The sequence below is a fragment of the Mesorhizobium sp. LNJC391B00 genome, from assembly GCF_000502535.1.
Classification (GTDB): domain Bacteria; phylum Pseudomonadota; class Alphaproteobacteria; order Rhizobiales; family Rhizobiaceae; genus Mesorhizobium.
This window is the reverse complement of sequence record NZ_AYWI01000003.1, coordinates 27,809-46,744: the sequence shown is the minus strand read 5'-3', so window position 1 is coordinate 46,744 and position 18,936 is coordinate 27,809. Positions and strand designations below refer to the sequence as shown.

Genomic DNA, 18,936 nt, shown 5'->3' with positions numbered 1-18,936 from the left:
TCAGGCTCCCGCCGCAACCGTTTCGAGCGAGGCAGCAGCGACGTCGAGCATGGTGAACCTGTCGCGGATCAGCCGCGCATTGGCGACCGCCTCGTCGTAGAAGCCAGCCGGTATGGCGACCTCTTGCGGCGTGGTCGGGGCGCCGGCGGCACGCAGTGCTGCCGCGATCTCGCGCGCCGGGCGTGCCACCCGCAGCAGCCTTTCGCGATGCGAGCGCCACTGCCTGGCCAGCATGGTGTTGACAGCGTCCGCCCGTTCGCGGTCCAGCAGCTTGGGCTTGAATGCCGCCCAGCAGGAACGTCCGAGCGTTTCGCCGAAGATTTCGATGAAGCGGTCTGGCGTATCGGCGGACGGCGCGAGCTGCAGCTCCCGCAGCGCCAGCACGCGTTCCTGTAGCCGCGCCATCGTCAACGTCGTCACCGCTATGTGCTCGCCGTGATGCGCCTCGGGCAATCCCTGGCCCCGCATGTCGATATAGTGGGCGATGAGATGTTCGCCCTGACTGGCCGGATAGGAGCCGCCGCACAAAGTCATGCCAAGGCCCGACATGACCAGCGTGCGCACCAGCACTTCCGTCGCCTCAAGGTCGCCGGTCCCGAGTTCGCCGGCTTTGGCGATAAGCGCCTCCTCGTCCTCGGCCAGAAGCATGAACGGCGCCTCCCGGTAGGGCGTGCCGAGCAACAGATGCGCCATCAGCCAATCGGTCTGCGCGGTCGGCCGCGCCATCGAATCGCCGAAGCCGGCAGCGATCAGCCGGTGCGGCGCTCGCGCCATGACATCGAGATCGAGGAAGACACCGACCGGCAGGCTCGCCGTCAGCGATTTCTTCAGGCCGTCCTCTGTGATTGCCGCAGACACCGAGGTGTAGCCGTTCATCGACGGCGCGGTGCCGAACACCGCATAGGGCTTTTGGGTCAGGTGGGCGGCATATTTGGTGATGTCATTGATCGAGCCCGATCCGACCGCGACCAGACCGCTGGCGTCTTTCGTGCGGGCGATCACCGATCGCACGGTGTCCATGTCGGGATGCGGATGGCGCGGCAGGATGATCTTGTCGACATCACTGGAGCCGCGCAGCGCAATCGACACTCTCTCGCCGAGAGCCAGCCTTGTGTCGGGATCCATGACAACGGCGAGCCTGCGGCCGAGCGGCAGCGGCTTGACCAGCGCATCGGCTTCATCGCCGAGACCGCGCCCTATGACGATGGTCTTCAGCGGCACCGACAGCATTCCCTGGCTATCCGGGTCAGGCAGCGTGCCGGCAATAAGGCGATCGAGCATTTGTCTGGACATAGGATGCAGTCCGGTCAGTCAGCATGAAGCGGGGTCAGGGCATCGAACAAGGTGCGATACCGGCGGTAACTTCTGTCGTAGGCGGCCTTGGCGGAAGGATCAGGGTCGATCGTCTCGATGTGGCCGGCCAGCCTTTCAGCCGCCTGCTGCACTGAGGAGGTAAGGCCGATGGCTGCGGCGGCAAGGATTGCCGCACCGATCGGCGAGGCATCGGCCGCACCCGCGATCTCGACCGGCCTGCCGCTGACATCGGCACGGATTTGCGCCCATACCCGGCTGCGCGCGCCACCGCCTGAGAGCCGGATGCGATCCGTCGCGATATCGAGATCGTCCAGCCGGTCGACCACGTCGCGCATGGCAAAGGCACAGCCCTCCAGCACGGCACGGGCACAAGCGGCTTTGCCGTGGAAGGATGTCAGGCCGTAGAAAGCGGCACGCGCTTCGGCGATCCAGCGCGGCGCCATGGCACCGGACAACGCGGGCAAGAACAGCAAATCGTCGCTGCCGGCAACCACCGTCGCCGCCAGTTCCGACATCGCCGCCGGCGAATCGACGCCGAAGATTGTTAGAAACCACGTCACCGCGCCGCCCGAGAGCCATCCGGGATTGGAGATGAAATAGCCGTCGCCGAGAAAGCCATGGGTCTCGACCAGGCCGCCGGGGTCGAGGCGAAGCGTGCCGGACACCGCGCCGACCACTTCGGCCGTGCCGAGATTGCAGGCGACGACACCGGGCACGACAACCCCGGCGCCTATGGCGGCCGAAAAATCATCGCCGGTGCCGACCGCCAGCGGCGTGCCCACAGGAAGACCGGTGAGCTCGGCGCCGGCGTGGGTCAAGGCGCCGGCGATCTCAGATGCATCGTCGATGCCGGGCAATTTATCTGCATCGATGTCGAAGGCCGCCAGCAGATCGCCGGCATAATTGTGCTCCTTCAGCCCATAGAGCATGGTCGTCGAGGCCAGCGCGTGATCGATGACGGCACGACCGCACAACGCTGCGACCACGAATGATACAGGTTGATGCCAGAGCGCCACTCGGCGCGCTTCGGGCAGGTTGCGCGCGGCCCAGCGGATTTTCGCCGCCATATGGGTGGCGTCCAGAACGAGACCGGTGCGCTCACGGATGAAGTCCGGGTCGATGCCGGCGATCTCTCCTGCCGCCCGCCGGTCCATCCAGATGATGCACGAAGCCAGCGCCTCACCATTGCGATCGACCGCGACGCAGCCGTCGAGCTGGCCGGCAATGGCAATACCCTTGATGTCGGACGGCGCAAGCCCAGCCTTGTCGAGCGCGCCGGCAATGGCCGGCTTGAGCGCCGCCAGCCACAGCGCCGGGTTCTGTTCGGCCCAGCCGGGCGCCGGGAAGGCCGGCTGGTACAACACAGCGGCCTCGCCACGCAGCCGCAATTCGTCATCGACAACGATCGCCTTTAGGCTTTGTGTGCCGAGATCGATGCCGATGACTGGCATTAGACACGCTCGCAATCCGCGAGGACATCCCGCAGTTGCGAGAGGATAGAACCTTTCGTCGGCGAATAGGAGCCATCGAAAACCGCTGTGCCAATGGTAAAAGCGTTGGCGCCGGCCAGCTTGATTGCCTTGATGCGATCGGCTGATGCCACAGCGCCGGCGACGATCAGATGCCGCGACGGACCAAGCCCGCGCCGGGCTGCGCGCACCAGTTCGGCCGGGTCGGCCTCGGTGGCGCGATAGGCGAGGATGTCGCATCCCGCACAACCCTTCTCGGCGAAGGCGCGGCAGTCGGCCTCGACATCCTCAGCCGAACCGCCGAGCTTGGTCGGATGGCCGACCGGCCGCCCGGGAAAAGGGTAGTATTCGGTGCCGCTCCCCTCCAGCAACGCCATGATCTCGTCGACCTGGGTACCACCGAGCAGGCGCTGGATGCCAAGATCCCTGGCGATGCGCGCGGAATTAAGGCAGGCCTCGGCCGTCGTCGAGACAACTTCCATGTAAGTGGTGGCGCCTGTCCGGCCAATGGCGACAGCGAGCTTGCGCAGCACATCCGGCGCGACGCCAATATCCTTGAAGCCGACATGCTTCAGGCCGACCGGCTCAATCAAATCGACCAGGTCGAGACAGTCCTCGACCGTGCGATCGTTGCGCGTCAGCATGAAGATGAAGTCCATCCGAAAGGTCCCTCGCCTGGTCGGGAAAGCCGGTTTGCTGCCGGTCTGTTAACACCTCCCAACCATTTGTTGCAAGGTGCCACATTTTGATTTGCAGTACCACACATTTTATGACAAAACGGGCGCCGGCCCGCCAGGCACGACTTCTAGGGAGAGGGAAGAATGCTCAAGCCGCTGAGACGTACCGCGTCCAGACTGCTCGTCGCAGTCGTATTTGTGTGGCCCCTGACGTGGCAAGTGACACAAGCGGCCGCGTGGGATCTGAAAGAGGCGTCGAAACGCTATAGCGGCCAGACCATCCGCATGGTCGGCGAGGCGCTGCCGCCGCTCGAAGCGCTGAAGAAGATGGCGCCGGAGTTTGAAAAACAGACCGGCATCCATGTCGAAGTCGAGATGTACGAGCACTCGGAAGCCGTCAACAAGGTGCAGCTCGATCTCAACTCGCACCGCGGCCGCTACGACGTCATCATCCAGCCGCATCGCGAACTCGGCAAGTTCGCCACCAACAACCATCTGGTCGAAATCGCCAAGATGATGGCCGACCCGGCTTTGCGCGATCCGAGCTTCGAGCCGGAGAAGCAGCTCTACCAGACCGCCTGGCACGAAATCTCCTGGTATGACGGCAAGGAGTACGGCTTCCCCTTCACAGTGCTCAACATGTTCATGTGGTATCGCTCGGACCTGCTCGCCGATCCCAAGGAGCAGGCAGGCTTCAAGGCCAAGTATGGCTACGACCTCGCTCCCGCCAAGGACTGGAAGCAATACCGCGATATCGCCGAATGGTTCTATCGCCCCGACCAGGGTTTTTACGGCACCGCCCTGCAGGGCAAGCGCCATGAGGCACTGTGGTATGAGTGGCTCAATTTCCTTTATTCCTTCGGCGGCGACGTGCTCGACGTGAAGAGCGGCTCGGCCTGCGGCCCGGTCATCGTCAACAGCCCCAAGGCCGTCGCCTCGCTCGAATATTACAAGAGCCTGCTGCAATTCTCGCCGCCGGACAGCCTCAACTATTTCTGGGATGATGTCATGGCGCTGATGCAGCAAGCCAAGGTCGCCGAGCTGATCATGTGGAACGACGCAACCTATGCCGTGTCGGTCGACACCACGGCCTCCACCGTGGTCGGCAAGGTTGGCTTCGATCTCGTGCCGCAAGGCGACGGCGGGAAGATCGGCCAGGTCGAGGGCTGGACCTATCTGATCCCGGTCTATTCGAAGAACCAGCAGGCCGCCTTCCTCTTCGTCCAGTGGATGATGGGCTATGACCGCCAGCTCGAACAGCATCTCAATGGCGGCGCTTCAGGTCGGCCGGATGTCTATGCCTCCGCCGAGGTGCAGAAGCTGCCCTATGCCAAGGCTTCGATGGAGGCCAACGAGCATGCGGTGCCGAAGGCGACGCTGCCGCAATCGGCCGAGATGACCGACATACTAGTGCGCGAACTGTCATCCTACCTCGCCGGCGAAAAGGAGGCGCAGGCCGCCCTTGACACCGCCGCCACTGACATCTCGACACTGCTCGGTTCTTGCGCACCCATGACCTATCCGGCACGATAGGCCTTGAGATGTCGCGCAGAGGCTACCCGCACAAGCGGGTAGCCGTTCTTGTCCGCAGGAAACGCCCGTGACGAACCGCACTCCATCGCCGCGCGGAATGCCGCTTCTCGACCGTGGGGTGGGGCCGCTCTTGATGCTGCCGGCGACCCTGCTCGTCGTCGTCTTCCTGGTCGGCCCGTTCTACTACATGGTCTACACCGCGCTGACCGACCTCAGCTTCGCCGACGCCAGCCATGCCGGCGCCTTCGTCGGTTTCGACAATTTCCGCAAGCTGATGCGCAACGACCCATTCTTCTGGGCATCGTTCCTGTTGACGCTGAAATTCGTCGTCATCGCCGTCGGCCTTGAGTTCCTGCTCGGCTTTGCGCTGGCCTTCCTGATCTTCCGCTTCGTCGCCAGCCAGCGGCTTCTCACCACACTGCTGCTCATCCCGATGATGATCGCGCCGGTCGCCGTCGGGCTGATCTGGCGGCTGCTGTTGCAGGGCGATTTCGGCATGCTCACCTTCTACATGCGCAAGGTCGGTCTGCTGGCGCAGAATTCGGCGGTGCTTTCGGCACCCGACCTGGTGTTTCCGACCATCGTCGCCATCGATGTCTGGCAGTGGACGCCTTTCGTCACCCTGATCATGCTCGCCGGCATGATGAGCCTGCCGCGCGCGCCGTTCGAGGCGGCAATGATGGATGGCGCCAAACCGTTCCAGATTTTCCGAGACGTCATGCTGCCGCTGCTGCGGCCGGTCATCGCGCTCGTGCTGCTGCTGCGCGGCATCGACGCCTTCAAGGAGTTCGACAAGGTTTTCCTGATGACCGGCGGCGGTCCGGGAACGCTGACCGAGCTGGTCTCGATCTACGCCTACCGCGTCAATTTCCGTAACTGGGACCTCGGCTACGGCGCCGCGGTCGCCTTCATGATCTACCTCGTCGTGCTGATCCTGTGCTCGGTCTTCTACAAGGCCGTCTACTGGTCGAGCCGCAAGCAGGCGGCGGCGTTTTGAGGGCGCGGCGATGATCGATCAATCCACCAACCGCGCCTGGAAAAGCTTTGCCTGGGCGGTGTTGCTCGTCGCCGTCGTGGTGTCGCTGACGCCTTATGTCTGGATGGTGCTGGCGTCGTTCAAGAACCGCGTCGATCTTCTGTCTTCTGTGCCGAAATGGATTTTTTCGCCGACGCTTGCCAACTATCCCGCCGTCTTCATCGACAAGGGATACTGGCCGCTGGCGATCAATTCGGTGCTGATCTCGGTGTCNTGTCGTCGACCATACTCTGCATCGTCATCGGCGCGCCAGCGGCCTATGGCTTTGCCCGCTCGGATTTTCCCGGCAAGGAAGACCTGTTCTTCTTCTTCCTGACCACGCGCATGGCGCCGCCGATCTCAATCGCCGTCCCGCTGTTCCTGTTCTTCACCTCGCTGGGCCTGATCGACACCATCTACGCCGTTGTGATCGCCCACACCTCCTTCAACCTGTCGCTCGTCGTCTGGATGATGCGCGGCTTCTTCGCCGAAATCCCCAGGGAGATCGACGAGGCCGCGATGATGGACGGCCGCTCGCGGCTCGGCGCATTCTTTTTCGTCGTCGCGCCGCTGGCCGCGCCCGGCATCGGCGCAACGGCCGTGCTCTGCTTCATCCTGTCGTGGAACGAGTTCCTCTATGCCTTCATCCTCGTCGCTTTCGACGGGCGGCCGCTGACCGTCGGCATACCGGGGCTGGTGACGCCGCATGGCACGCTCTGGGGACAGGTCGCGGCAGTCGCGATCGTGGCAACGCTGCCGATCGTGCTTTTCACGTTCCTTGTCCAGAAACAGCTCGTCCGCGGCCTCACCTTCGGCGCGGTCAAGGGTTGAAGGGATCTTGTATGGCAATTGTTTTCGACGGCGTCACCAAGGCCTTCCCGGACGGGACGGTGGCGCTGCAGGCGCTCGATCTTGCTTTCGAGCCCGGCGAATTCCTGGTTCTGCTCGGCCCGTCCGGTTCCGGCAAGACGACAGCCTGCCGGCTGCTCGCCGGGCTGGAGCGGCCGACCGCCGGGCGCATCATGGTCGAGGGCCTCGATGTCACCGACCTGCCGCCGCGCCTGCGCGGCATGGGCATGGTGTTCCAGAACTATGCGCTCTACAGCCATAAGAGCGTCTACGAGAACATCGCCTATCCCTTGCGCATCCGAAAGATGCCGGCCGCCGAGCTTGACCGCTGCGTCCGCGCCATGGCCGAGCTGCTCGAAATCACCCGTTACCTCGACCGCCGCCCTTCGCAATTGTCGGGCGGCCAAGCGCAGCGCGTGGCTGTGGCCCGCGCACTCGTCTGGCAGCCGAGCCTCTGTCTGATGGACGAGCCGCTGTCCAATCTCGACGCCTTGTTGCGGCTCCACATGCGCACCGAGCTGAAGCGTCTGCATCGCGAGCTGAAAAAGACCTTCGTCTTCGTCACCCACGACCAGGAAGAGGCGATGACGCTGGCGACCAGGGTCGCGGTGTTGCGCGAAGGCGCACTGATCCAGTACGACGACCCGCGCGAGATCTATCGGCGGCCTGCCAATCGCTTCATCGCCGAATTCATCGGCCGTCCAGCGATGAACACGTTCGATGGCGATGTCCGCGCCGGCGTCTTCCACGCCAGCGGTTTCACTTGCCCGCTTCCGGGAAAGCCTGATGGTCCCATCGTGCTCGGCATTCGCCCCGAGCAGATCCAGCTTGTCGACGCGACTGCCGGCGACGCCATCCTGTTTGCCGTCGACGTCGTCGAACCGGTCGAGCCGGACGTGCTGATCTTCGCCAATAGCGAGGCCAACGCGCTGATCGTCAGGACTGTGAATGACGATCGCGCTTTCGATCCCGGCCAGCCGCTTTATCTACGCTTTCCGCCGGCAGCGCTGCACACATTCGATGCGGTGTCGGGAGCGCGGCTGCCGTGAGCACGCTGCTCGCTTTGGTGCCGCTGGCCGCCGCTGCTCTGGTCTGGCGGCTGTTCTACAGCTTCAACCGGTCGCGGCGCTGGTTCTCGATGGGCGAACTCATCTTCTGGGACGCCATTGCACTGGTAATCCTGCAGCTTGTCTGGCTGATCTGGTTCTGAATGCGCATTCCAGCAACGCAGATCAGTAGCCCAGCGCACAACCGTCCTTGCGCGGATCGGAGGCACCGGTGAGCGTGCCCTTTTCCCAATCGATCTGCACCAGCTGGCCGCCGCCATGCGGCTCCTCGGCGATCGAAACCTGATGGCCGCGCTGACGCAGGCCGGCGATCGCCTCAGCCGGAATCCCGCGCTCGGCCAGCACGGCATTGTCCTTGTAGAACACCCGTGGCGCATCCAGTGCCTGCTGCGGGTCCATCCCGAAATCGATCATGTTGGTCAACAGATGGACATGGCCGAACGGCTGGTAGCCGCCGCCCATCACCCCGAACGGCATCACCACCTTACCCCCTCGCGTCGCCATGCCAGGCATGATGGTGTGCATCGGTCGCTTTCGCGGCGCGATACGATTTGGATGGCCTTCCGTGAGGCGAAAACTGCTGCCGCGATTCTGCAGCACGACGCCTGTCTTGGGACCGACGACGCCGCTGCCGAAGGAACCGAAGGTCGAGTTGATGAAGCTGACCGAATTGCGGTCGCGGTCGACCACGGAGATATAGACGGTGTCGCTGCGCGACAGCTCAAGCCGCGGCAGATGCGTCATGGCGAGGGCCGGATCGATGGCGGCGCGCAGCCGCTCCGCATGGGCTGCCGACAGCAGTTGTTCGACGGGGACCTGGACGAAATCCTGGTCGCCGATGAAAGTATCGCGGTCCTGGTAGGCAAGCCGGCCGGCTTCGATCTCGAGATGCAGCCGCTGGGCACTGTTCGGCTCCAACGAACCAAGGCTGAAGCCCGAAAGCACATTCAGCATGATCAGCGCCGTCATGCCCTGATTGTTCGGTGGCATCTGATGGATATCGTAGCCGCGATAGGACGTATTCACCGACGTAACGTAGTCGCCTTGGGTCTCGGCGAAATCCTCCAATGCATGCAGCCCGCCCAGCGCGCGAAGACGTTCCACCAGATCGTCCGCGACCTCACCTTCATAAAACCCTGCACGGCCTCCGTTGGCGATGATGCGCAAGGTGTCCGCCAAGTGCGGCTGCCGATGCACATCGCCGGCTTGCGGCGCCCTTCCCTCGGGCAGGAATATGCGCGCGGCGTGTTCATCGGCTGAGAGCAGGGCGACCTCGTCGGCCCAGTCGAAGGCGACGCGATCATAAACGACATAGCCTTGTTCGGCACAGCGAATGGCTGGCGCCAGCGCGGCGTCGATGCCCTTTTTTCCGTGGTCCTCGAGTAGCCGGCACCATGCATCGATGGCGCCTGGTATGGTGACGGCATGCGGTCCGGCCGCAGGCAGTTCGCTATGCCCCCGCTCCAGATACCATTCGGCGGTTGCCGCAGCGGGCGAACGCCCCGAGCCGTTGAAAGCGAGAACATCGCCCTCGCCTTTGGGACTGTAGAGCACAAAACAGTCGCCGCCGATGCCGGTCGATTGCGGCTCGACGACGCCTTGCACCGCCGCAGCGCAGACAGCGGCATCCATGGCATTGCCGCCGGAGCGCAGCATGTCGATGGCGGCCAGCGTCGCCAGCGGATGCGATGTCGCCGCCATCGCTTCTGTCGCGCGAACTGGCGAGCGGCCGGGGAACTGAAAATCACGCATGCAATCGCCTCCAATGATTTCGCGCCCGCCGGCCGCAGCCTTCAATGCTTGATGCGGTCGCGCATGGCGTACCACAACATCCCCAGCACATAGAGCGGGCCCCGCAGCGCCGTACCGCCCGGGAACGGCATCGGCGTCAGCGTCGAGAACAGGTCCAGCCGCGAGGCGTCGCCCGTAATCGCTTCGGCCAAGAGCTTGCCCGACAGCGTTGACAGGATGACGCCCTTGCCGGAATAGCCATGCGCGAAATAGACCTCGCCATAGTGCCCGACATGCGGCAGCCGCGACGTGGTCACCGACACCAGACCGCCCCAGGCATGATCGATGCGGCAGCCCTTCAGTTGCGGGAAGGTGGCCTCCATGTGCGGCCGCACGAAGCCGGCGATGTCGGCCGGCGGCGATGGCGTGTAGCGCTCGCCGCCGCCGAACAGCAGCCGACCGTCCGCCGACATGCGGTAGTAGTTGACGACGAAGCGCGTGTCGGACACCGCGACATTGGCCGGGATGACATTGTGTTTGCCCTCCAGCGGTTCGGTGGCGACGATGTAGTTGCCGACCGGCATGATGCGGCTGTTGACGCGCGGCTCCAGCCCATGCAGCAACGCGTCGCCGGCCAGCACGACATGTTTGGCCCTTACCGACCCCTGCGCCGTCGAGACCCGGATCGAAGGCTCGCGCTCCAGCTTTACCGCGACGGAATTTTCATGGATGACGACACCGGCCGCCACGGCGGCACGGGCAAGGCCGAGCGTGTAGTTCAGCGGATGCATATGGCCGCCAAGCGGCTCATACATCGCGCCATGATAGGGCGTGTCCACCTTGCCGCGTGCCTGCGCCGCCGACAGGATCTCGACGTCGCGGAACTTCATCACGCTCTCGAGGCATTTGGCCTCGTCTTCGAGATCCCTGAGGTCGGAGCCATTAACGGCACCGACGAGATGGCCGGTCAGCCGCAGATCGCAATCGATGGCGTGGCGCTCGATGATGTCGAGCACCAGGCCCCGCGCCTCGAAGGCGAGGTCGAACAGCGCCTTCGCCCGCTCGGGGCCGTAAAGCTTGACCAACCCCTTGGCGCCTTTGCGCAGGCCAGGGATCATCTGGCCGCCATTGCGGCCCGACGCGCCCCAGCCGATCTTGCCGCCTTCGAGCAGCACCACCTTCAGGCCGCGCTCGGCGGCATGAAGGGCGGCCGACAGGCCGGTGCAGCCGCCGCCGACCACCACCAGATCGGCGCCGACATCTCCCACCAGCGCCGGATGGTCCGGCGCCGGATTGGCGGTGGCGACATAATAGGAATTGCCGATATCGAGGCTCGAATTGAAACCTGTTGAGCCGGAGGCCATGATCACACCTTCAGCAGCAAATGGTCGCGTTCCCAGCTCGTCACCACGCTCTGGAACAGGTCGAGTTCGACGCTCTTGACGCGCAGATAGGTCTGGAAAAAATCCTCGCCGAGCAATGCCCGCACCGGCTCGCAAGCAATGAAACGATCAAGCGCCTCCTCCATCGTTTTCGGCAGCGTGCTTTTGATCCTGTAGGCATTGCCCGAGGCCTCAGCCGAGCGCGCCAGCTTCTGCTCGACGCCGAGATAGCCGGCAAGCAGCGAACCGGCGATCGCCAGATAGGGATTGCAATCCGCTCCCGGCAAGCGGTTCTCTACCCGCCGGGCGGCGCGGCCACCTGCCGGCACGCGCAGGCCGCAAGAGCGGTTGTCATGCGACCATTCGATGTTGGCCGGTGCGCTGTGGTTCGGCCGGATGCGGCGGAACGAGTTCACGTTGGGTGCGAACAGCGGCATGATCTCGGGCACATATCTCTGCAGGCCGCCGATGAAATGGCCGAACATTTCGGTGTCTGCATCATCTCTGTCGGCAAACAGCGCGGCGCCTGTCGTTTCATCGACGACAGACATGTGCAGATGCATCGAGCTTCCCGCCTGCGCCGCGATCGGCTTGGCCATGAAGGTCGCGTGCATGCCGCTCTGCTGCGCCGCCTGGCGAGTCAGCCGCTTGAACAGCAGCACCTGGTCGGCGAGCGGCACCGCGTCGCCGTGCAAGAGATTGATCTCCAGCTGCGCGGTGCCGGACTCATGGATCAGCGTGTCGAGCGGCAGGCCGGCGGCTGCGGCATAATCATAGACGCGCCTTATCACCGGCTCGAATTCTTCCAGCGCCACCATGTCATAGGGATGCTGCGAGCCCTCGGCGCGGCCATTGGCGCCAACCGGTGCCGTCAGCGGCTGGTCGGGATTCGGATTGGGCGCGGTCAGATAGAATTCGATTTCCGGCGCCACCACCGCGCGCCAACCGCGCTTCCGGTAGAGATCGAGCACGGCGCGCAGCACATGTCGTGGCGAGGCCATCCATGGCTTGCCTTGCATGTGGAAGGCGTCGGCGAAGACATAGGCTTTGCCGACGCCACCGCCCGGCGCCAGGCACAGCGTCGACATATCAGGCACCATGCGCATATCCGGGTCTTGATAGGCAAAGCCTTCGTCGATGGAACCGGAGTAGCGGCCATCGATGCTGACCAGGAAAGCGCTGCTCGGCAGGTAGAGTGCGCGGTCTTCCAGCGCCTTGAGGAATTTCACCGTCGGCAGCGCCTTGCCGCGCAGCACGCCATTCATGTCGGGCACCAGGCACTCGACCTCCGTGATGCCGTGCTGGGCGAGCCAGGCCTTGGGATCGTTGCCGGTGAAGAGAGCGGTGTTGGTATTTTTGTCCTGCATTTTGGTTCACGTACCTATGAGAGAGAGTATGGCTTGCGCGGCCACATCCGTTCCAGGGGTCAGCGCCATCTTGGCAGCATTGTCCCTGAGGCCGGCGCGCATCGCATCGTCGGCCAGCAGGCCGAGAATGGCTCTCTCCAATCCCCCTTCCGTCCAGGCGTCGCGGCCGATATGGTCGCCGACACCTGTCTCTCCCGCGCGTTGCGCATTGTCGTGACCGTCCCAGCAATAGGGCATGATCAGCGACGGCACGCCGAAGCGCAGCGCCTCGCAAAAGCTGTTGTTGCCGCCATGGTGGATGAACAGGTCCGACTTCGCCACCACCGAAGGCTGCGGAAACCAGGCGTCGAGATAGACATTGTCCGGCACCGCGCGATAGGCGTCGCGCAGGCCGCCGGCATTGACGATGAAGCGCGCCGGCAGCCTGTCGAAGACGGCGAGCATGCGCTCGATCAGCCCGACATCCATCGCGCCGAGGCTGCCGAAGCTGACATAGACCAGCGGGCCGCCATTGCGCGGAAACACCGGCACCTCGAATGGCCCTTCCGAACGCACGCAGCCTTCGAGATAGACAAAGCGTTTGGGGTCGAGCGGCTCGGCCCGCTCACGCCGTACGATCGCTGGCGTCAGCAGCAGATTGAGGTCGGGTGATGTCTCGAGGAACAGGCCCTTGGGCAACGGCGCCAGGCCGGCATCCGCGCGAAAACGGTTGAAGCGCTCATGCGCGGGTGCGGAGGCCGCGAGATAGCGCGCTTCGAACGCCGCACGTTGCGGGTCGTCGGCACCCATCCCCGAGAGATAGGGCGGCACCTCGGCATCCGGCAGTTCCGTCTCGGCACAGGAGACGACGCGCACCCACGGGCAGCCGGCGGCGGCGATCGCCGGGAACATGATGACGTTGTCGAGCACAACCGCGTCCGGCTTCAGCCGCGCCAGCAATTGGCGCAGCGGCGCCTCGGCGTTGACGGCGGTGTCGACGATCGCTTGCCAGGTCGGCGCGACATAGGTCTCGAGCTGGTCGATCGGGCTCAGCCGGAAATGCGGCAGGTGCCGGCGCACGAAGGCCTGCCAATAGCTCTGGCGGTCGCTGTCGCTCAGCGGCTCATCCGTCGGCAGATGGTATTCCTGGAAGCCATAGTCGGTAAAGACGCCGGAGAAGCCGGCATGGCAGATGAAGACGGGGCGAGCGCCCCGTGCGCGCAATGCCTGTGCGATACCGACGCAATTCAACGCGGCGCCGAAACTGGCTTCGGGAAACAGCGCGATGGTCGGGCTGGCTTTACGCGTCAATTATTCCTCTTCAATCCGGCCGGCTGATCATGCCGAACAGTGCGGGAGCTCCGCGGCTGGCTGCTTGCGGTCGCTGGCTGCGGGAGAGCCGCAGGTGGATGCGAAGCAGATCGGCAGCCACCTCATACTGCCGGCTTTCAAGATAGTCGAGTATGCCCGAGTGTTCGCGCAACGATTGCCGCAGCCGAAACACGTTGACGCCGGAATAGATGCCCGGCAGCCGGCGCAGGCGGAGATGATCGGCCAATGCATCCGACACAAAACGGTTGGCGCAGCCCTCGGCGATCATGCCATGAAAATCCATGTCCAGCCGCTGGAACTCGCGCGTGTCGAATGTCTCGTCCGGCAGCGCTGCAAGCGCTTCCATGCCTTGCCGCAACATTGCTGCCCGCGCCCCGTCCAGCCGAAAGCCTGGCGTCAGGATGGCCGCCGGCTCCAGCACCAGGCGGAACTCGTAGCTTTCGCCTTGCGCCTCCGGATCGTCCGGCGCGCGGCGAAACAACCAGGATTGCCCAGGCGCACGATCCAGAAGATTCTCGTCGGTCAGTTTGTTAAGTGCTTTTAGTACCGTCTTGCGATCAGCGTCGTAGCGTCGCATCAGCCCAGCGATGGTCACCGTCTGGTCCAACCGTCGCGCCGAGCGGTCGCGCAGGATGGCTTCGGCGAGCTCGTCTTCCTCCGCACTGGGTAGTTCGGCGGCAATGGCGGGCTGGGCGGCGAGGTCGACCGTCAGATGATAACCGCTGTCGGCCTCCCAGCGCACCACGCCCCGTTCCGCGAGCAGGCCGAGTGCGGCGCGTACGGGCGTGCGCGAGACATTGCACAGCGAGGCGATCTGCTGTTCGGGCAGGCGGGCGCCAGGCTCGAAGCCACGCTGCCGCGCCACATCCAGGATGCGCTGCGCCAGATCGAGATGGTTGGTGCGAGGTCGCCTGGCTACGGCTTGCATGACTTTTCTCGAATGCGAATGTGGCGCATTGGTCTGGCTGATCGCCGGAACAGGGACAATCGGCCAAATTCCTCCGTCGGTTGACAGATTATGGATTGACGTACTTTTTTCTGCAATAGTACTGTCGGCACAATCGGCGAGAAAAGACCGAGGGAACAGGATCGAGGCAGGCGCGCGCGTCGCCGGCCTTGGTCCGGCAAATGATTTCGACGATCAAACCGAATGGGAGACTGCCATGACCGCTACCAGCCTGCGGCGCCGTGCGCTCAATACATCCTCAATCGCTCTCGGTCTCGCCCTGACGCTCTCGGTGCCGGCCGCCGCAGCCGACTTCGTTATTTCGAACTGGGATGGGTACATGGCACCCGACGCCATGGCCGCTTTCAAGACCGCCACCGGCGTTGCGGGCGAAGTGGTGGTGCACGCCACCAATGAAGAGATCATGGGCAAGCTGATTGCCGCCGGCGGCAAGGGCTATGACGTGGTCTTCGTCTCCTCGCCCTTCGCCGAAGTATTAAACAAGCTTGGCCTGACCGAGCCGATCGACCATGCCAAGATCCCCAACCTCGCCAACCTCTATCCCGAAGCGACCAAGCTGCCGCACGATGTCGGCAACGCTTTCTCCGTGCCTTACACCTGGGGCACGACGGGCCTCTGCTACCGCTCTGACCTTGTCAAGACGGCGCCCACGAGCTGGAGCGACCTGCTCGCCCCTTCCGACGAGATGAAGGGCAAGACCACCATGCTGGCGACCGATCGCTGGCTGCTGGCCGCCGGGCAGCTCGACAAGGGCTATTCGGTCAACGAGACCGACCCGGCCAAGATGGCCGAGGTCAAGGACCTCTTGATCTCCGCCAAGAAGACCCTGCTCGCCTATGACGACACCACCTTCTATTCCAAGCTGGTTTCCGGCGAGGCGCTGATGGTGCAGGCCTGGGACGGCTGGTGCAATTACGGCATCGCCGACAAGCCGGAGATCAAATACGTCATCCCTAAAGAAGGTTCGGACCTGTGGGTCGACACGATGGTGGTGATGAAGGCGTCCGAGCACAAGGACGACGCCTTCAAGTTCATCAACTTCATGCTCGACGCCAAGAACCACGCCTGGGCGGCGCAGAACATCGACTACAAGGTGCCGAACAAGCCGGCGATGGAAAGCCTGCCGGCCGACTTCCTGGCCAAATTCCCCAACATGGCGATGCCGGTGGCCGATCTCGTCAAGTTCGAGCAGTTGCGTGACGTCGGCGAAGCCCAGCGCGACTATTCCAAGATCGTCAGCGAGATCAAGGCCGCGCAGTAAGCGGCGCAGACTTCACGGCCGGCAGCACTTCTGCCGCCGGCCCTGAGCGGTACCCGAGAAATTGTCCCAGACCCGACTTCGTTCCTCTCTGCTGATGGCCCCGGCGCTGGTCTGGCTGACCGCGCTGATGGTGGTGCCATGCGCCCTGGTGCTGGCGCTCGCCTTCTTCCGGCGCGGCGTCTATGGCGGCATCGACTACACTTTGACGCTGGAAAATTTCGGGTTGGTCTTCGACCCGCTCTATGCCGGCATCTTCCTCAACTCAGCACGTATCGCCGGCACCGCGACCCTGATCGTGGTGGTGATCGGCTATGCCGCAGCCTATGCGATCGCGGCCGCACCGCGCCGGTGGCAGCCAATTTTCCTGTTCTTCGCCGTGCTGCCGTTCTGGTCCAACTATCTGATCCGCACCTATGCCTGGATCGTGCTGCTGAACCGCGAAGGGCTGATCACCCAGTTGCTGCGCTGGTTCGGCTACACCGGCGAACCGCCCTCGATGCTCTATACCGAAGGCTCGGTCATCGCGGGCCTCGTCTACAACTATCTGCCCTTCGTCATCCTCGCCTGCTACGCGCCGCTGTCGCGCCTCAACCCGGAACTGGCCGAGGCATCGCGCGATCTCGGCGCCTCCGCTGCCACCACTTTCCGACGTGTCATCCTGCCGCTGACCGTGCCCGGCATCGCTGCGGGTGCTGTCTTCGTCTTCGTGCTGTCGATCGGCAATTTCGTCACCCCGGCGCTGCTCGGTGGCGGCCGCTTCCAGATGATCGGCAACCTCGTTTACGACCAGTTCCTGACTGCCAATGACTGGCCGTTCGGCGCAGCGCTCGCCATGGCGCTGATCGCCATCATGCTTCTGGTGCTGATGGCGCAGGCGCTCGCCGCCGACCGCGCCGCGGGGCGTGCGGCTGAGGCAAAGGGTGACGCCGATGGCTGAGCGCTGCGCAATTCTTGCCTTCTCCCCGTTCACCGGGAGAAGGTGCCCCGAAGGGGCGGATGAGGGGCGGCGTCAACCTTTGCGACGCTCAGCGCTGCCCCTCATCTGTCTGCCGGTATCTTCTACCCGTGAACAGGGAGAAGGACTCTGGTCGTTCGCTTGCCTTCCAATTGTCGGAGGCCGGCGATGACCCATTCCTTCACCCGTACGCTCGGCATGCGGACGATCCTCACCCTCGTCTTCGCCTTCCTCTACATCCCCATCGCCGTGCTGGTGGCGCTGTCCTTCAACGAAGGCGGATTGCCGACGGCATGGTCGGGCTTTTCGCTGAAATGGTATGCCTCGCTGGCCGGCAATTCCGCCATCCTTTCCGCTGCGCTCAACACGCTGATCGTGGCGTTGGTCTCCACGGCCATCGCCACGCTGCTCGGCACGCTGCTGGCCATCGGCATCGAGATGCGCCGGCAATACGGCAGGGGTCTCGAGGCGCTGATCTTCGCACCGATGATCATCCCCGACATCGTCCTGGCGATCGCTCTGCTGTCGTTCTTCTCCATGCTAAACCTGACCATGGGCCTGCACACCATCATCCTCGCCCATGTCGTCTTCAACCTCGCCTTCGTCTGCTCGGTGGTGCGCGCAAGGCTAAAGAGTTTCGACTGGTCGATCGTCGAGGCCTCCGCCGACCTCGGCGCCTCGGCTCTGACCACCTTCCGGCGTGTGACATTGCCGGTCATCGCGCCGGCAGTGATTGCCGGCGCTCTGCTTGCCTTCACGCTCTCGGTCGACGAGTTCATCATCGCCTTCTTCACCGCCGGTGCCGGCCGCGCCTCGACGACGCTGCCTATGCAGATCTACGCCATGATCCGCTTCGGCATCACGCCGGAGATCAACGCGCTGGCGACCATCGTCATGGCGGTATCCATCACCGCGCTGACCCTGTCGCAGCGGCTCAACCGTGGGATCATCGGCCAATGAGCGAACCGCGCACGCTGCTGGCCATTGATAACGTTTCGAAGAAGTTCGGCCGGGTCACCGCCGTCGACGGCATCTCGCTCGACATCCGCGAAAACGAGTTCTTCGCGCTGCTTGGACCCTCCGGCTGCGGCAAGACCACGCTGCTGCGCATGCTGGCCGGCTTCGAGACGCCAACCGACGGCCGCATACTGCTCGATGGCAAAGACATCGCCCGGACCCCGCCCAACAAGCGGCCGGTCAATCTGATGTTCCAGTCCTACGCGCTGTTCCCGCATATGAGCGTGCGCGCCAATGTCTCCTACGGGCTGGAGATGGAGCGCTTGCCGAAAGCTGAAATCCGTTCCCGCGTCGAGGCCATTCTGGCCACCACCGAGCTTGTCCCCTTCGCCGACCGTAAGCCTGAGCAATTGTCGGGTGGCCAGAAGCAGCGCGTCGCGCTCGCCCGCGCGCTGGTCAAACGGCCTCGGTTGCTGCTGCTCGACGAACCGCTGGGCGCGCTGGACATGAAACTGCGCGGCGCCATGCAGATGGAGCTGAAGCGCCTGCAGCACGAAGTCGGCATCACCTTCGTCATCGTCACCCACGACCAGGAAGAGTCACTCGTCATGGCCGACCGCATGGCGGTGCTCAAGGACGGCCAGCTGCTGCAATGCGACACGCCGCACGTGATCTACGAGCATCCCACCGACCGTTTCGTCGCCGACTTCATCGGCGTGATGAATTTCGTACCGGGCAAGATGTCTGCGGATGGCGTGATCGCCGCGAACGGCGCGCGCATCACCGGCAAGGTTCCCGCCAAGCTCACACCCGGCGCTTCCGCCGTGGCCTCGGTGCGACCCGAACGCATCCGGCTGTTCCCGTCACCCGAGACCGCCAACCGCACCGCCGGCATGGTCGAGGCGCTGGCCTATCACGGGCTCGACCTGCAGCTGCATGTCCGCACGCCTCTGTCGCCAAAACCATTTCTGGTGCGCGTCACCGCCGATGCCGCCGACCGCCGGCCGGTCTCGTCGGGCGATCAGGTCGAACTCGGCTGGGACGCCGCCGATGTCAGAATTTTTCAGGAATAGGAGAGCTT

The 18,936-nt window shown here is 64.0% G+C and carries 17 protein-coding genes; 9 read left to right on the top strand and 8 right to left on the bottom strand.

What is annotated here, in order from left to right; translation table 11 throughout:
- The 3 genes from X750_RS156740 to X750_RS156750 are packed head-to-tail and all read right to left on the bottom strand — an operon-like array spanning position 1 to position 3,442.
- Positions 1-1,293, bottom strand: a complete 1,293-nt coding sequence (locus tag X750_RS156740; RefSeq protein ID WP_084567111.1) for an iron-containing alcohol dehydrogenase — start codon at positions 1,291-1,293, stop codon at positions 1-3.
- Positions 1,294-1,307: 14 nt separating this feature from the next.
- A complete protein-coding gene (locus X750_RS156745) occupies positions 1,308-2,765 on the bottom strand; it encodes an FGGY family carbohydrate kinase (protein ID WP_023746999.1) in 1,458 nt (485 codons plus the stop codon).
- Positions 2,765-3,442 (bottom strand): 4-hydroxythreonine-4-phosphate dehydrogenase, encoded by a 678-nt coding sequence (locus tag X750_RS156750; protein ID WP_023672934.1) that lies wholly within the window; start codon positions 3,440-3,442, stop codon positions 2,765-2,767. Before X750_RS156750 ends, X750_RS156745 begins: the two co-directional genes overlap by 1 nt.
- Positions 3,443-3,679: 237 nt before the next feature.
- Here X750_RS156750 and X750_RS156755 point away from each other — a divergent pair, with 237 nt between their 5' ends.
- The 5 genes from X750_RS156755 (at position 3,680) to X750_RS1000000165670 (ending at position 8,067) form a co-directional block, all read left to right on the top strand.
- Positions 3,680-4,993 (top strand): sugar ABC transporter substrate-binding protein, encoded by a 1,314-nt coding sequence (locus X750_RS156755; protein WP_023746998.1) that lies wholly within the window; start codon positions 3,680-3,682, stop codon positions 4,991-4,993.
- 67 nt (positions 4,994-5,060) lie between these two features.
- Positions 5,061-5,990 carry a sugar ABC transporter permease gene (locus X750_RS156760; RefSeq protein WP_156932370.1) on the top strand — a complete coding sequence of 310 codons (930 nt, stop codon included), beginning with the start codon at positions 5,061-5,063 and terminating at the stop codon, positions 5,988-5,990.
- 252 nt (positions 5,991-6,242) lie between these two features.
- Entirely contained in the window at positions 6,243-6,839 is a 597-nt protein-coding gene (locus X750_RS1000000163635; RefSeq protein WP_050588581.1) for a carbohydrate ABC transporter permease, read from the top strand.
- Positions 6,840-6,850: 11 nt separating this feature from the next.
- Positions 6,851-7,906, top strand: a complete 1,056-nt coding sequence (locus tag X750_RS156765; RefSeq protein WP_023685718.1) for an ABC transporter ATP-binding protein — start codon at positions 6,851-6,853, stop codon at positions 7,904-7,906.
- Positions 7,903-8,067: a hypothetical protein gene (locus tag X750_RS1000000165670; RefSeq protein ID WP_023672938.1), complete on the top strand. Its 165-nt coding sequence runs from the start codon at positions 7,903-7,905 to the stop codon at positions 8,065-8,067. Before X750_RS156765 ends, X750_RS1000000165670 begins: the two co-directional genes overlap by 4 nt.
- 22 nt (positions 8,068-8,089) lie before the next feature.
- Here X750_RS1000000165670 and ggt read toward each other — a convergent pair whose 3' ends face one another.
- The 5 genes from ggt to X750_RS156790 are packed head-to-tail and all read right to left on the bottom strand — an operon-like array spanning position 8,090 to position 14,643.
- Entirely contained in the window at positions 8,090-9,676 is a 1,587-nt protein-coding gene (gene ggt / locus X750_RS156770) for a gamma-glutamyltransferase (RefSeq protein WP_023746996.1), read from the bottom strand.
- 41 nt (positions 9,677-9,717) lie between these two features.
- On the bottom strand, positions 9,718-11,019 hold the full coding sequence (locus tag X750_RS156775) for an FAD-binding oxidoreductase (RefSeq protein WP_031201307.1): 1,302 nt from the start codon (positions 11,017-11,019) through the stop codon (positions 9,718-9,720).
- A gap of 2 nt (positions 11,020-11,021) precedes the next feature.
- Positions 11,022-12,404: a glutamine synthetase family protein gene (locus tag X750_RS156780; RefSeq protein WP_023685714.1), complete on the bottom strand. Its 1,383-nt coding sequence runs from the start codon at positions 12,402-12,404 to the stop codon at positions 11,022-11,024.
- Between the two features lie 6 nt (positions 12,405-12,410).
- Positions 12,411-13,694, bottom strand: coding sequence for a glycosyltransferase (locus tag X750_RS156785; RefSeq protein ID WP_023746995.1), 1,284 nt, complete (start codon positions 13,692-13,694; stop codon positions 12,411-12,413).
- A gap of 10 nt (positions 13,695-13,704) precedes the next feature.
- Positions 13,705-14,643: a GntR family transcriptional regulator gene (locus tag X750_RS156790; RefSeq protein ID WP_023685712.1), complete on the bottom strand. Its 939-nt coding sequence runs from the start codon at positions 14,641-14,643 to the stop codon at positions 13,705-13,707.
- A 235-nt stretch (positions 14,644-14,878) separates the two neighbouring features.
- Here X750_RS156790 and X750_RS156795 point away from each other — a divergent pair, with 235 nt between their 5' ends.
- From X750_RS156795 to X750_RS156810, 4 genes are all read left to right on the top strand, one after another.
- Positions 14,879-15,943, top strand: a complete 1,065-nt coding sequence (locus X750_RS156795; protein WP_023746994.1) for a spermidine/putrescine ABC transporter substrate-binding protein — start codon at positions 14,879-14,881, stop codon at positions 15,941-15,943.
- A gap of 94 nt (positions 15,944-16,037) precedes the next feature.
- Positions 16,038-16,880, top strand: coding sequence for an ABC transporter permease (locus X750_RS156800; RefSeq protein WP_023746993.1), 843 nt, complete (start codon positions 16,038-16,040; stop codon positions 16,878-16,880).
- 186 nt (positions 16,881-17,066) lie between these two features.
- Positions 17,067-17,858, top strand: a complete 792-nt coding sequence (locus tag X750_RS156805) for an ABC transporter permease (RefSeq protein WP_023672946.1) — start codon at positions 17,067-17,069, stop codon at positions 17,856-17,858.
- Entirely contained in the window at positions 17,855-18,928 is a 1,074-nt protein-coding gene (locus X750_RS156810; RefSeq protein WP_023746992.1) for an ABC transporter ATP-binding protein, read from the top strand. The genes X750_RS156805 and X750_RS156810 overlap by 4 nt, the downstream gene beginning before the upstream one ends.
- Positions 18,929-18,936: the final 8 nt, after the last annotated feature.